General features: G+C 67.9%; 12 protein-coding genes. 4 read left to right on the forward strand and 8 right to left on the reverse strand.

Going from position 1 to position 14023, the window contains the following annotated elements:
• Positions 1-115 precede the first annotated feature (115 nt).
• The 4 genes from mce to GT355_RS13260 all read right to left on the reverse strand — a co-directional run bounded on the left by mce (position 116) and on the right by GT355_RS13260 (position 4328).
• On the reverse strand, positions 116-499 hold the full coding sequence (gene mce / locus GT355_RS13245) for a methylmalonyl-CoA epimerase (RefSeq protein ID WP_160135066.1): 384 nt from the start codon (positions 497-499) through the stop codon (positions 116-118).
• The gene (locus tag GT355_RS13250) at positions 496-2178 is read right to left on the reverse strand and encodes an acyl-CoA mutase large subunit family protein (protein ID WP_160135067.1); all 1683 of its coding nucleotides are present in this window, start codon (positions 2176-2178) and stop codon (positions 496-498) included. The genes mce and GT355_RS13250 overlap by 4 nt, the downstream gene beginning before the upstream one ends.
• Before the next feature lie 47 nt (positions 2179-2225).
• A complete protein-coding gene (locus tag GT355_RS13255) occupies positions 2226-2798 on the reverse strand; it encodes a GNAT family N-acetyltransferase (RefSeq protein WP_160135068.1) in 573 nt (190 codons plus the stop codon).
• Between the two features lie 102 nt (positions 2799-2900).
• Positions 2901-4328 carry a short-chain fatty acid transporter gene (locus GT355_RS13260; protein ID WP_160135069.1) on the reverse strand — a complete coding sequence of 476 codons (1428 nt, stop codon included), beginning with the start codon at positions 4326-4328 and terminating at the stop codon, positions 2901-2903.
• 110 nt (positions 4329-4438) lie between these two features.
• Between GT355_RS13260 and GT355_RS13265 the strand changes: the two genes are divergently transcribed.
• Both GT355_RS13265 and GT355_RS13270 read left to right on the forward strand, forming a co-directional pair.
• Positions 4439-6460: an AMP-binding protein gene (locus GT355_RS13265; RefSeq protein ID WP_160135070.1), complete on the forward strand. Its 2022-nt coding sequence runs from the start codon at positions 4439-4441 to the stop codon at positions 6458-6460.
• Positions 6461-6562: 102 nt separating this feature from the next.
• Positions 6563-6760 carry a DUF8106 domain-containing protein gene (locus tag GT355_RS13270; RefSeq protein WP_160135071.1) on the forward strand — a complete coding sequence of 66 codons (198 nt, stop codon included), beginning with the start codon at positions 6563-6565 and terminating at the stop codon, positions 6758-6760.
• On the opposite strand, the gene GT355_RS13275 is transcribed toward GT355_RS13270, so the two are convergent.
• Positions 6757-7599 (reverse strand): eIF2B alpha/beta/delta subunit family protein, encoded by an 843-nt coding sequence (locus GT355_RS13275; protein ID WP_160135072.1) that lies wholly within the window; start codon positions 7597-7599, stop codon positions 6757-6759. The genes GT355_RS13270 and GT355_RS13275 overlap by 4 nt on opposite strands.
• Before the next feature lie 403 nt (positions 7600-8002).
• Between GT355_RS13275 and GT355_RS13280 the strand changes: the two genes are divergently transcribed.
• Both GT355_RS13280 and GT355_RS13285 read left to right on the forward strand, forming a co-directional pair.
• Entirely contained in the window at positions 8003-8695 is a 693-nt protein-coding gene (locus GT355_RS13280) for a competence/damage-inducible protein A (RefSeq protein ID WP_160135073.1), read from the forward strand.
• A gap of 202 nt (positions 8696-8897) precedes the next feature.
• Positions 8898-9977, forward strand: coding sequence for an ATP-NAD kinase family protein (locus GT355_RS13285; RefSeq protein WP_160135074.1), 1080 nt, complete (start codon positions 8898-8900; stop codon positions 9975-9977).
• Between the two features lie 29 nt (positions 9978-10006).
• Here GT355_RS13285 and GT355_RS13290 read toward each other — a convergent pair whose 3' ends face one another.
• The 3 genes from GT355_RS13290 to GT355_RS13300 are packed head-to-tail and all read right to left on the reverse strand — an operon-like array spanning position 10007 to position 14003.
• On the reverse strand, positions 10007-11092 hold the full coding sequence (locus GT355_RS13290) for an ABC transporter ATP-binding protein (protein WP_160135075.1): 1086 nt from the start codon (positions 11090-11092) through the stop codon (positions 10007-10009).
• Complete coding sequence (locus GT355_RS13295; RefSeq protein ID WP_160135076.1) at positions 11080-12864, reverse strand: ABC transporter permease; 1785 nt, start codon at positions 12862-12864, stop codon at positions 11080-11082. Before GT355_RS13295 ends, GT355_RS13290 begins: the two co-directional genes overlap by 13 nt.
• Positions 12864-14003, reverse strand: a complete 1140-nt coding sequence (locus GT355_RS13300) for a thiamine ABC transporter substrate-binding protein (RefSeq protein WP_160135077.1) — start codon at positions 14001-14003, stop codon at positions 12864-12866. The genes GT355_RS13295 and GT355_RS13300 overlap by 1 nt, the downstream gene beginning before the upstream one ends.
• Positions 14004-14023: the final 20 nt, after the last annotated feature.

The following is a 14023-nucleotide window of genomic DNA, read 5'->3' on the forward strand; positions in this document are numbered from 1 at the left end:
ACGAGAGCACGGAAGAGCGAAGCTCTTCCGGTGGGAAGGAGGAAGCTTTTGATCCACATTTTGCCAGCGAGCCGAAGGCGAGCGCAGCAAAAGGTGGGGCGTAAACGGTGGGGGCCTAGTGTTCGACCAGTTCCACGAGCACCCCACCCGTCGACTTCGGGTGGAGAAACGCCACCTCGTGGCCCCACGCGCCGGGTCGCGGGTCGGTGTCGATCGGCTCGACGCCGTGGTCGACGACCCGGTCGAGCGTCGCCCGGATATCGTCGGTGGCGAGCGCGAGATGGTGGATGCCCGGTCCATTGGAGTCGAGATAGCGCGCGATGGTGCCGTCGTCTTCGGGTTCGAGGAGTTCGAAATAGCCGTTTCCGCAGTCGAGAAAGACGACGGTCATCCCATCGACGGTCTCCTCGTGGACGACCGGGGTGTCGAAGAGGATCGAGAAGCGGTCGGCGAGGCCGCTGGCGTCGTCGGTCGCGATGCCGGCGTGGTCGAAGTTCACAGCGCAGCCCCGCCCTGGTGTTCGCCGAAGACGTCACGCATCGCGTCGCAGATCTCGCCGGTGGTGGCCTCGGCCTTCACCGCGTCGACGAGGTACGGCATCAGGTTCGCATCGCCCGCGGCGGCGTCGTGAACCGCCGCGAGGGCCTCCTCGACCGCGTCGTCGTCGCGCTCGTCACGGACGGTTTGGAGCCGCTCGCGCTGGCGCTCTTGGTCTTCTTCGGTGACCTCCTCGATGTCCACTTCGGGCTCCTCGTCGACCTGGTACTCGTTGACGCCGACGATGGTTCGCTCGCCCTCGTCGATCTCGCGCTGGCGCTCGAAGGCCACGTCCTGGACCTGGCGCTGAACCCACTGGTCCTCGATCGCCCGGAGCATCCCGCCCTTCTCATCCACTGTATCGAGGATCTCGAAGGCCTCTTCCTCCAACTCGTCGGTCAGGCTCTCGACGTAGTAGCTCCCCGCGAGCGGGTCGACGGTGTCGGCGGCTCCCGACTCGTGGGCGAGGATCTGCTGGGTCCGGAGGGCCGTGCGAACGGATTTCTCCGTGGGAAGCGCGAGCGCCTCGTCCTTCCCGTTGGTGTGGAGGCTCTGTGTCCCCCCCAGAACTGCGGCGAGCGCCTGGTAGGCCACCCTGACGACGTTGTTGTCGATCTGCTGGGCGGTCAGGGCGGAGCCCGCGGTCTGGGTGTGGAACTTGAGCTTCTTCGAGTCGGGGTCGTCGGTCCCGAACCGCTCATCCATGATCTTGGCCCACATCCGGCGGGCGGCCCGGAACTTCGCGACCTCCTCGAAGACGTTGTTGTACGACGCGAAGAAGAAGGAGAGCTGGGGCGCGAACTCCTCGACCGCGAGGCCCGCGTCGAGCGCGGCCTCGACGTACTGGATGCCGTCGCCGAGCGTGAAGGCGATCTCCTGGGCCGCCGACGAGCCCGCCTCGCGGATGTGATAGCCCGAGATCGAGATGGTGTTGAAGTTCGGGACCTCCTCGGCGCAGAACTCGAAGATGTCGGTTATAATTCGCATCGAGGGCTCGGGCGGGTAGATGTAGGTGTTGCGCGCGACGTACTCCTTCAGCACGTCATTCTGGATGGTCCCCCGGAGCTCCTCGCGCGGGACGCCCTGCTCGTCGCCGACGGCGATGTACATCGCGAGCAGGACCGAGGCGGGCGCGTTGATGGTCATGCTCGTCGATACCTCGGAAAGCGAGATGCCCTCGAAGACGGTCTCCATGTCGTGGATCGAGTCGATCGCCACCCCGCTCTTCCCGACCTCGCCGGCAGCCATCTCGTTGTCCGAATCGTAGCCCATCTGCGTCGGCAGGTCGAACGCCATCGACAACCCCGTCTGGCCCTCGTCGATGAGATACTGATAGCGCTCGTTGGTCTCCTCCGCCGTGCCCATCCCGGCGTACTGGCGCATGGTCCAGAGCCGCCCGCGGTACATCGTCGGGTAGACCCCGCGCGTGAACGGCTCCTCACCCGGAAATCCGAACGCCTCGTCGTATTCGTGGTCAGCGAGGTCGTCGGGGGTGTAGAGCCGGTCGACGGTGTGGCCGTCGGTGTCGGTGGTGAACTCGTCCTTTCGCTCGCCGAAACGGTCGAGCACCGGGTCGAGGGTCTCGTCCTCCCAGTCGTCTTTCGCCGACCGGATCGCGGCGAGGTCGTCGGGGTCGAACATGGCCAACCTCGGGCCGACGCGACCTTAACGGTTGTTCGCCGACCCTCTCATCCGGTGTCGTACTTGTAGGTCGTGCTCTCGGTCTCGATCCCGAAGTCCTCCGGCGCCTCCTCGACCTCGCCCTCCTCGCGTGCGGGGGCGGCGTGTTTGAACCGCTCGCGGAGGCGCTCGGGCAGCGAGAACGACTCGACGGCCAGGCGGAGCGCCACCGCGTCCGGCATGGTCTCGCGTTTGGCCTCGAAGCGGCTCCCGAGCACGTCGGGGAGATCGGTTGGATCGACGCGTTCGAACCCGAACTGGTCGAGGTAGTCGGGCTGGTCGGTGAAGGCGTAGACCGTCTCGAAGCCCTCGTCGCCCGCGCGGTCGAGCAGCCGCTCGACGACGTGGGCTCCGACACCCTGGCCGCGCCACCCGTCGAGGACGCCGATACCGGTGAGCTCGCAGGCGGGGTCGTCGGCGCGGTGGACCCGGATCCGGCCGAAGCCCGCCTTCTCGTCGGACTCCTCGTCGATCGCGACGACGTAATCGCGCGACCGGAACGCGGCGTCGTCGAGGCCCATCGCCTCGATCCGGTCCAGAAGCCAGACTTCCTCGCGGTTTCTCGCGTTCCGGACGTACATACCATCCGTTGGACCGCCGGCGACTAAAAGCGTTTTCGGCAGTGCTCCGGGGCTCGTTTCCGGTGCGGAAGGTGAGTAGGGAGTGGTTCGCGGCTGCGGCGCTCAGTACGGGATCAGGATGAGCGCCGCGGCGAGGAACGGTATCAGGAGCAACATTACCGTCGCGGCGTAGCCGAAGACGTCGCGGGCGCGCATCCCGGTGATCCCCAGGAGCGGGAGCGCCCAGAACGGCTGGAAGAGGTTGGTGTGGGCGTCGCCGACCGCGTAGGCCACGACCGCCTGTCCGGGCGGCACCCCGAGCTGGTCGGCGGCTCCCAAGACCGTCTCGCCGATGACGGTCCACTCGCCGCCGCCGGAGGGCACGAAGAAGTTGATGATCCCGGCCGTGATCCACGCCACCGCGGGGAAGGTCGCGGGCGTCGAAATCGAGACCAGCGTCTCCGCGAGCGTCGTTGAGAGCCCGGAACTGTTCATCATCCCGATGATCCCGGCGTAGAAGGGGAACTGGAGGATGATGCCGCTGGTCGCCAGCACCGCCTCGCCGAACTCGTCCTCGTAGGCCTCCGGGCTGGTGAACAGCGCGAGACCGATGAACAGGAAGAGGAAGTTCATCACGTTGAGGTTGAGCGCGGCCAGCCCGTCGGTCGCGAAGGTCCAGACCGCGACCGCGACACCGGTGAGTGCGATAACCCCGCCGATGACCCGGCTGTTGTTGATCCGGTCGCTGGGGGTGGGGTCGGCGGGGTCGTCACCCGTCGTGGTCGTACCGCCGTCGGTGGCGGCCGTTCCGGTGTCGCTGCCGGTGGAGCGGAGCTTGCTCGGCGAGACGAACGCCGTGATGCCCGCGCTCTCCTCGCGGGTCGGCGCGAGCAGGTAGAGCACGACCGCGGTGTAGACGATGCCGAGCACCGTGAGCGCGAGCGAGTAGCCGCTGAAGACCGTCTGGGAGGTGGAGATGAGGCCGTCGACGATGCCCTGCTCGACGAAGACGTTGCCCGGGGTGTTCATCAACAGCGGCGCGGAGCCCGCGAGCCCCCAGTGCCAGGTCAGACCCATCCCCATGTAGCCCGCGACACAGAGCAGCGGGTAGTGGACCGAGAGCCCGCGTTCGTGGGCCTGGCGCCCCATCTCGCGGGCGAGCACCGCGCCGACGATGAGGCCGAGCCCCCACTGGATCCAGGCGACGACCATCGCGATCACCCCGACCAGCACCACCGCCTGCCTGCCGTCGTTCGGGATCCGCGTGAGGCGCTCGATCCCCCGCCGAACGAGCGGGTGGTAGGCCACGACGTAGCCCGTCGCGAGGATGAGCACCATCTGCATCCCGAAGGTCAACAGGGTCCAGAAGCCGTCGTACCAGTAGCCCACCATCGCCGCCGGTCCCGCGCCCTCGACGAGGATTCCGGCGACGAAGACCACGTAACTCAGGAGGATGGCGAACAGGAACGGGCTCGGCATCCACCGCTCGACCACGTCCGCGATCGCCGACCCGAGCCGCTGTACCACCGTGCCGCGTTCTCTGGTTGCCATGGAACGATCGTCCGAGTGGAGGACGGCGAATAAAACTACCGACGGGTTGTCGCCGGTTTGTGGGGCGGGCGCAAAGGTTCTTGTGAGCGCCGGCTCGATAGTCGGGAACGATGGGGTCAGCTTCCGACACCGAGGGGTTCGTCCACGAGCCGAGCCAGGAGTTCGTCGAATCCACGAACGTCCACGCGTTCATGGAGGAGTACGACATCGCGGACTACGACGAACTGATCGCACGGACCTGTGGCGACGTCGAGGGCGTCGACGAATCGGGGATCGACTGGTTCTGGGACGAGCTCCCCGAGTATCTGGGAATCGACTTCTTTGAGGCGTACGACGAAGTCCGCGACGATTCGGACGGCCCGCAGTTCTCGGACTGGTATCCTGGCGGGAAACTCAACATCGCTCACAACACCCTCGACCGGCACGCCACGGGGGAGCACCGGGACGACGTGGCGTGTCTCTGGGAAGGTGAACCGGGGGACGTGCGCGAGGTGACCTTCGGCGACCTCCACGACCAAGCGAATCGAGTCGCGAACGCGCTCGAAGCTCGGGGCGTGGGGACCGGCGATACCGTGGCGCTCTACATGCCGATGGTCCCCGAGGTCATCGCGATCCTCTACGGCTGTTTCAAGGTCGGCGCGATCGCGGTCCCGGTCTTCTCGGGGTTCGGCGTCGACGCCACCGCGACCCGGATCGCCGACGCCGAGCCTTCCGTCCTGTTCACCGGCGACGGGTTCTACCGCCGCGGGGGCGAGGTACGGCTGAAGGAGGCCGCCGACGACGCCATCGAGCAGGCCGGGCACGTCGAACACACCATCGTCTACGACCGGTTGGGACTCGTGCCCGACGCGGATGCTGACGACGATGGATCGAACGAGATCCCGTGGGGCGACCGCGACGAGTCCTGGACCGAAGCCATCGAAGACGAGTCTCCCGACTACGAGACGAAGTCCCTCGATTCGGGGCAGGAGTCGATCCTGCTCTACTCATCGGGCACGACCGGCCAGCCGAAGGGCATCGTCCACACCCACGCGGGCGTGCTGATGCAGTGTGCGAAGGAGATCTACTTCGGCTTCGACCACGAACCCGACGACAACTTCTTCTGGGTCTCGGATATCGGCTGGATGATGGGCCCGTGGACCCTGCTCGGCAACCACGCCTTCGGAGGGACGGTCGTGATGTACGAGGGCGCGCCCGACCACCCCGAACCCGACCGCTTCTGGCGGATGATCGACGACCACGACGTCACCCAGTTCGGCATCTCGCCCACCGCGATCCGCGCGCTCCGCAAGCAGGGCGACGAGTGGGTCGAGGGCCACGACCTCTCCAGCCTCCGATTCCTCGGCTCGACCGGCGAGCCCTGGGACGAGGAATCGTGGTACTGGTTCTACGAGCACGTCGGCAACGGCGAGACGCCGATCATGAACATCTCGGGCGGCACCGAGATCTGCGGCTGTTTCCTGATGCCGCTGCCGATCCAGCCGTTGAAGCCCTGCACCCTCGGTGGGCCAGGGATCGGGATGGACATCGATATCGTGAACGAGGCGGGCGAATCCGTTGCCGACGAGGGCGAGCGGGGCTACCTCGTCGCGCGTGACTCCTGTCCCTCGATGACGAAATCCCTCTGGAGCGGCGACGAACGCTATCTCAACGAGTACTGGTCGACGTTCACCGAGCCGCCGATGTGGAACCACGGCGACTGGGCCCAGAAGGACGAAGACGGCCTCTGGTTCCTGCACGGGCGGGCCGACGACGCGCTCAACGTCGCGGGCCGGAAGGTCGGGCCGGCCGAGGTCGAGGGCGCGCTGATGGACCACGACGCGGTGAACCAGGCCGCCGCGGTCGGCGTCCCCGACGACACGACGGGCACGGCGGTCGTGGCCTACACCGTCCTCGAAGACGACGTCGAGGGATCGGACGACCTCCGCGAGGCGCTCCGCGACCGGGTCGGCACCGACCTCGGCAAACCCTTCCGCCCGCGCGAGGTGCTGTTCGTCGAGGAGTTCCCGAAGACCCAGTCGGGGAAGATCATCCGGCGGGCGATCGCCTCGGTCTACCGGGGCGAGGAGCTCGGGGACATGAGCTCGATCGAGAACCCCGCGGCGCTCGACGCGGTCGAACGCGCTCGGTAGCGGGGATCGTTTCGCGGTGAATGTCACCATTATTTGGCGTCAACGGGCGTTTCGAGGGCTCTCCCGCCAGACCTATACCCGTCGCGTCCCTATCCGTATTCAATGACGCCCACCACCACCCACCGCCACGCGGACGATAGCATGGGGGACAAGGCCGTGCTCTACTGTCCCGAGTGCGGTCACGAGAGCCCGATCGACGGCGACTGGAACGTCGACCACGACGCCGACTCCCTCGTCTACACCTGTCCGGTCTGTTCGACCGCGGTCACGACCCGCCCCGAGCAGGTCCTCGAAGCCTAACCCATCCCCTCGTCGGTGATCACCGAGTCGATCAGCCGAACGGGCGTCGCGTCGTAGGCCGGGTTGTCGATCCAGAAGCCCTCCGCGGGTTCGCGCATCACCTCGCTGCTCGCCCGGAACTCGTTCTCGAAGACGAAGCCCTCGTCGATGACTTTCGCCCCCGAACCGACCACCGTCACCGGCACGTCGCACTCCGCGGCGGTGGCGGTGATCGGGAAGGTTCCCACCCGATTGTAGAGCGTGTCGTCGACGATACAGTCCATCCCCACGAGCACCCGGTCACACTCGGGGAGGTAGTGGCCCGACGCGCCGTCGACGATCAGGTGGGGCTCGACCCGATCGACGGCCGCGAGGGTTCGCGCACTTTTGCGACCGAGGTAGCGGGGCCGCGCCTCGGTGACGTAGACCGTGAGCTCGGCCCCGTCACGACACGCGAGTTCGATCGCTTCCAGTACCGTGGAGGAGTAGTCGTGCGTGAGGATCGTCATCCCGTCCTCGATCGCCATCGCGCCGTACTCCGCGGCCCGGCGTTTCGCCATCTCGACGCGTTCGATCACCCGCCGAACCGCGACCCGAACCCGGGCTTTCGCCGCGTCGATGTCGTCGAAGTCGTCGTCGAGCGCGGCGACGATCTCGCGCTGGGTGTTCTGGAGCGAGGCGTGCGAGGGGTTGGCCTGTCGGAGCGCGCTGGCGTTGCGCTCGACGTCCCGCACGAAGTCCTCGACGCTCCGGAACTCGCGCTCGGTGAGCGAGGCGAGCGCGTGGGCCGCCTTCACGGCGACCACCGAGGAGCTGTGGCTCTGCATCTCGCGGATCTCCTCGACCGTCTCGTCTATCATAGCAGGCCACTCACGGCCACACGGTTTTACTTCTCCGGCTCCACCTTTTGCTGCGGTCGCTCGTTCGCCTTCGGCTCACTCGCTCCCTGGCAAAATGTGGATCAAAAGCCTCCTCCTTCCCGTTGGTCAGTCGTCGGCCCGCTCACTCGCGCTTCGCGCTTATTCGCGGTACGATCACTCACAGCTCCGCAATCACCCCGCACCGCGACCGCCTCCGCCGAAGCCCTCGCCGCGCTCACTTCGTTCGCGGTGTTCGCTTCGCTCACACCAAGCGCCTCGCCCTTCATCCGCCAGGCCCACGACCGTACCACAACAGCCGTCGCACCCGCTCCGCGACCGCAGGCCGCACCGCCCGTCGGCGGACGACGGCCGGGCTTTTAGTCACCGGTTCCCAAGGGGTGATATGCGCGTCGCGCTCCTCTCCGTCGGCGACGAACTCCTCGCGGGCGACACGGTCAACACCAACGCGGCGTGGCTCGGCGAGCATCTCACTGAGCGCGGCGTCGAGGTCGTCCGCTCGGTCGTGGTCCCCGACGACATCGAAACCATCGCCGAGGCCATCCGCGGCCTCCACGAGCGCGCCGACGCCGTCCTCATCACCGGCGGCCTCGGTCCGACTCACGACGACCTCACGATGGACGCGGTGGCGGCGGCCTTCGACCGCGACCTCGAAATCAATGACGAGGCCGTCGCGTGGCTCGAAGAACACGGCGGCTACCACAGCGACGACCTCGCCGAGGGCACCGCGGCCCTCCCGACCGGCGCGCGCGTCCTCCACAACGAGGCGGGCGTCGCCCCGGGCTGCGTCGTCGAATCGACCTACGTCTTCCCCGGGGTCCCCGACGAGATGCATGCGATGTTCGAGGGCGTCGCCGAGGAGTTCTCCGGCACCGTTCAGTCCGTGGAGTTCGTCCACGTCGACGAACCCGAGAGCGCGCTTCTCGACCGTTTCGAGGAGCTTCGCGACCGATTCGACGTCACGGTCGGGAGCTACCCCGGCGAGCACGTCAGAGTCAAGATCCAGAGCCCGAACGAGGAGACGGCCAAGTCGGCGGCCGACTGGCTGGCCGACCGCGTCGACCTCGTCGAGGAGTGAGCCCGGTCAGCGGTAGAGGTAGGCCATCCACGCGACCGCGAGCACGATCCCCGCGATGCCGACGACGAAGCCCGCGCCGTTGATGATCCCGGTCTGGACACCCTCTTGGAGGACGAGTCCGTTCATGAGGGTCGATTACGCCCCCGACAGTATAGGTGGTTCGAGTCGGACGGCTTTTGCCGATTCCTGACCGACCCGACGCATGCGACGCGTGGGCTTCGTGGTGAACCCGGTGGCCGGGATGGGCGGCCGAGTCGGATTGAAGGGCACCGACGGGAAGGTTGAGGAGGCCCGCGAGCGCGGAGCCGAACCGCGCGCCCCCGACCGCGCTCGCGAGGCGCTCGACTCCCTGGCGAGCCACGCCGACGGGGTCGACCTCCTCACCGCTGGCGGCGAGATGGGCGAACGAGTCGCCAATGCGGCGGGTTTCGACCCCGAAGTCGTGACCCGACCACCCGACGAAACCACCGCCGACGACACCCGCACAGCCATCGAGACGTTCGCCGAACGCGATGTCGACCTCGTCCTGTTCGTCGGTGGGGACGGCACCGCGGTCGACGTCGCCGAGACCCTCGCCGACCTCGACTCCTCGATCCCGATCCTCGGTGTTCCTGCGGGCGTCAAGATCTACTCGTCCGTGTTCGCGGTCTCGCCGCGCGCGGCGGGCCGGATCGCGGCGACCTTCGAGCGCACCGAGTCGAGGGAAGTCAACGACATCGACGAGGACGACTACCGCGCGGGCGAGGTCCACACCGAACTCAGAGCGCTCGTCGAGGTCCCCGTCGCGGAGGAGGTCCAATCCAGCAAGCAGCTCGCGGGCGGCACGGTCGAGACCCTCGCGGCGGGGGTCGCGGCGAGCGTCGAGCCCGGCACGACCTACGTCCTCGGTCCCGGCAGCACCCTCGGCGCGATCAAGAACGAGCTCGGCTTCGAGGGAACTTCACTCGGTGTCGATGTCTGGCGGGCGGACGAATCGAACGACGGCGAACTCCTCGTGCTCGACGGCAGCGCCGACGAGATCGAGGCCGCGCTCGGCGAACACAACGTCGTCGTGGTCTCGCCGATCGGCGGCCAGGGCTTCGTCTTCGGTCGCGGCAACCAGCAGATCGCGCCCGCCGTGCTCCGGCGCTCCGAGGTCGAGGTGGTGGCCTCCCGGCGCAAACTCGACGGTATCGGCATTCTCAGAGTCGACACCGGCGACCCGGACCTCGACGGCGACCTCCGGGGTTGGCGGAAGGTTCGAACTGGCCGGTTCGAACGCCGGATGATGAAGGTCGTGTAGCGCCGACCGACGCACGAACACGCTGGCGATCACTTGTCGGTCAGCACTCGGACGTCCTCGGCGTCGAACGTCAGGTGGACGTCCCCCTCGGGCGGCCGCTCGCCACCGGTTTTGACGAGTATCGATCGGTCGTTCCAGCGACAGTGAACCCGATAGGCGTCGCCGAGGAACTCACGGCTTTCGACCGTCGCGGCTAGCGTCGTGGTGGCTTCCCCCGACGGTTCCACGCCCCCATCGACCACCCGGATGGCCTCGGGTCGGACACAGAGCGTCACCGGCTCGTTCGCCCCCACGACGGTGTCGTCGGAGAGCGCGACATCGGTTCCGTCGACCGACGCTCGCGGCGGGTTCGTCCCGGTCACCACCGCTTCGAAGCGGTTGTTGTCGCCGACGAACGCGGCGACGAAGCGCGAGGCGGGCTCGCGGTAGACCCGTTCGGGGGTGTCGACCTGTTCGATCCGACCGTCGTTGATCACGGCGACTCGGTCGCTGACCGCGAGCGCCTCGGCCTGGTCGTGGGTGACGTAGATCGTCGTGATCCCGAGGTCGCGCTGAATGTCCTTGAGCGTGACCCGGAGCCGCTCGCGGAGGCGCGCGTCGAGCGCCGAGAGGGGTTCGTCGAGGAGGAGTACGTCGGGTCCCGGTGCGAGCGCGCGGGCGAGCGCGACGCGCTGTTGCTGCCCACCCGAGAGGTCCTCGGGGTCGCGGTCGGCCATGTCGGCCATGTCCACGAGCGAGAGGAGATCCGCGACACGCTCGTCCGCCGTACCCTCGTCCGGTGGGTCGTGGAATCGCAGGCCGTAGGCGACGTTCTCGCGTACCGAGAGATGGGGAAAGAGCGCGTAGTTCTGGAAGACGACGCCGAGGTTCCGGTCCTCCGGCGGCACGCCGTCCATCTCCCGCCCCTCGATCCGAACTGCACCCGTCGCGGGGGTCTCGAAGCCCGCGATCGCCCGCAGAGTCGTGGTTTTGCCACAGCCCGATGGGCCGACGAGAGTGAAGAACTCGCCCTCGGCGACCGTGAGCGAGACGTCACGGAGCGCGGCGACGTCCCCGAACCGGACGGTCACGCCGTCGAGCTCGACGCCCGTCTCCTCCCGGCTCACGGCTGCCACCGCCCGCCGAGCCGGTCGATCACGAGGAAGCTCGCCGCGGTCACGACTAACAACACTGTGCCCATCGCGGTCGCGGGACCGAGGCTCGGCCCCACGGACCGGTTCCCGATGTAGCGTTCGAGCGCCACGGGCATCGTGTAGGTGTTCACGCCCTGGGAGAGGAGGACCGTCGAGTCGAACTCCCCGATCGAGATCGCGAACGCGAAGGCGGCCCCCGCGAGGACGGCCGTCGCCACCAGCGGGAGTTCGACGTCGAGGAGGACCCGAAACCGACTCGCGCCGAGCGAGCGCGCCGAATCGAGGAGGCGGGAGTCGATCCCGGAGAGGGCGGGTGTGACGTTCCGGCTCACGAACGGGTAGGCCGCGACGGCGTGGGCGAACACGATGGCGACCGGCCCGCTCGCGACGAGGCGGTGGCCGGCCACCGTCGTGCCGAACACCAGCGTCTGGAGCATCCCGAGACCGACCACGACACCGCTGACCGCGAGCGGCGCGCTCATCAGGGTTTCGGCAACTCTGGACCCGCGACCGCCCCGCGCCGCGAGCACCGAGACCACCACCCCCATCGGCACCGCGAGGAGGAGGGTGCCGAGGCTGAAGAGGAGAGAGTTCCGGACCGCAGGCAGTGGTCGTATCGTCCCAACGGCGGTCGCGGCCTGCTGGCGCGCGAGGAAGGCGTAGTTCGCTGTCGTGAGTCCGTTCGGTCCCGTGAAGCTCTCGACAACCATGCTCACGAGCGGGCCGACGAACAGGAGCACCACGACGAGTCCGTAGGCGAACAGTCCGACTCGAACCGGGTCGCGGAGGGTGCGCCAGCCGACCGAAAGTCGGTGGCGGGAAAGCGTCGTGGTGCCGCGCGAACGGACCTGTCGTGCCTCGTATCTGAGGTAGAGGTAGGTCAGCGAGAGCGAGAGCACCGTCTCGATGGTGCCGAGGGTCGCGGCCTCGCCCAGCGCGAGGTCCTGCACGCGGGCGTAGAGCCAGACCTCGACGGTGGCGAGCTGGAGCCCGCCGAGCGCGAGCACGATCGGGAACGAGAGAAAGGTGAAGACGAACGTCAGCAGTGCCGCGGTGAGGACCGCGGGAGCGAGTTCGGGCAGCACGACGTCGCGAAACGCCCTGAGTCGGGACGCACCGAGCGACCGCGCGCTCTCGACCCGGCGGGCGTCGACCGACTCCCAGGCGGTCGTCACGAGCCGCGTCACGAGCGGCGCGTTGTAGAAGGCGTGGGCGAGCACGACCGCCTTGAGGGTGAACAGCACGCCGCCGACCGGGCCGAGGCCGAGCAACCCGAGGAGGTCGTTGAGCGAGCCGTTCTGCCCGAACATCGCGAGGAAGCCGACCGCGACCATGATCGAAGGGAGGACGAACGGCACGATGGTGAGCGATCGGAGGGTCCGCCGGCCGACGAACTCGAACCGTGCGAGGAGGTACGCGCCCGGAAGTCCAACCGCGACGCTGGCGACCGTCGAGAGCGCGGCCTGCCAAGCCGTGAAGCCGAACAGCCCGAACCCTATCGAGGGAAAACCGGCTCGAACCCAGCCACCGAGACCTGCGGGCACCCCCAACGGGTCGCGCACCGCGCCGGCCAGCACGCCGGTGTAGAAGGGGTCGCCGAGGACGTCCGCGAGCGGGCCGAGGGTGAGCCGGCCACTCCGCACGACGGCCGCGACGAGGACGCTCCCTACCGGGTAGTAGAACACGACGAGGAGTATCGCGAACGTCGCGACGACCCCGACCGGGAGCGCGAGGCGCTCCGCCCGCCGCGCCATCAGGTGCTCGCCACGAGCCGCGACCAGTCCTCGACCCAACCGCCGACCGACCCCGCGAGCTCGTCGTAGGACATCGTGACGGGGTTCGGGGGTTCCTTCGCGTACTTCTCGAACTCCTCTCCCGGGGAGACACCCTTCACGGCGGGGAACTGGACGTTTCTGACCGCGATCTCCGACTGGGCCCGGTCGGTGAGCACGAAGCTCATGAACTCACGGGCGAGCGTCGGGTTGCTCGCGTCGGCGAAGGTCGCCATCGCCTCGGGGTTGGCGTAGCCCTCCCCGTCGAGGAAGCCCACTTGATGGCGGCGGAGCTGGGCCTTCGAGTCGTGGTAGTAGACCTGGTCGGTCGAGTAGGAGACCACCATCGGGGCCTCGCCGTCGGTGAAGGCCTGGTAGGCGGGCTCCCAGTCCGAAAGCACTCGCACCCCGTTGTCGAGGAGGTCCCGCCAGTAATCGAGGTAGCCGTCCTCGCCCTTCGCGAGGATCGTCCAGAGCAGGAACGCCTGCCCGGGATCCGACTGCTGGGCGTTCTCGGTGATGAGCTTGTTCGCGTACTGGGAGGTGGTCAGCGCGTCGAAATTCTTCGGCCCGTCGACCTTCGTCCCGTCGTAGACAAGCGTGATGTAGCCCGTATCGTAGGGGATCGCCCGTCCTCGCGGATCGACGTCCAGCGTCTGCTTGAGCGCATCCGTCCCGTCGACGTTCCCGCTCGACCGGAACAGGGGGCTGTCGAGCTGCCGCCGGACGCGGACGAGGTCACTGGTGTTCAGCCCAACGTACAGGTCCGCGTCGATGGGGGCCCCCTGCTGGGCGCGCTGGACGAACTGGTTGACCCCGTTCTCGGGGACTTGGAACTCCACGGTCGCGTTCGAGTGGCGCTCCTCGAAGGCGGATTTCAGCCACGCGCCCGCGGTGTCCTCGCCGGTGAACGACGCGTAGGTGGCGACCGTGAGGGTGCCGCCTCCGTTCGCCGACCCCACCGTCGCGGTCGTGTTACCGGTCGTGGTCCCCGACCCGCCGGTCGCGCTCCCGTTCGAGCCGGAGCCGTTCGTCGACCCGTCGCCGCTCGTACAGCCCGCGAGCAGCGTCGCCCCGACCGCGCCGCCCCCGGCTCGCCGGATGAACGCTCGTCGTTTCATTACCGAGTGATTTCACCGGG

This window comes from Halococcus salsus (genome assembly GCF_009900715.1).
Lineage (GTDB): Archaea > Halobacteriota > Halobacteria > Halobacteriales > Halococcaceae > Halococcus > Halococcus salsus.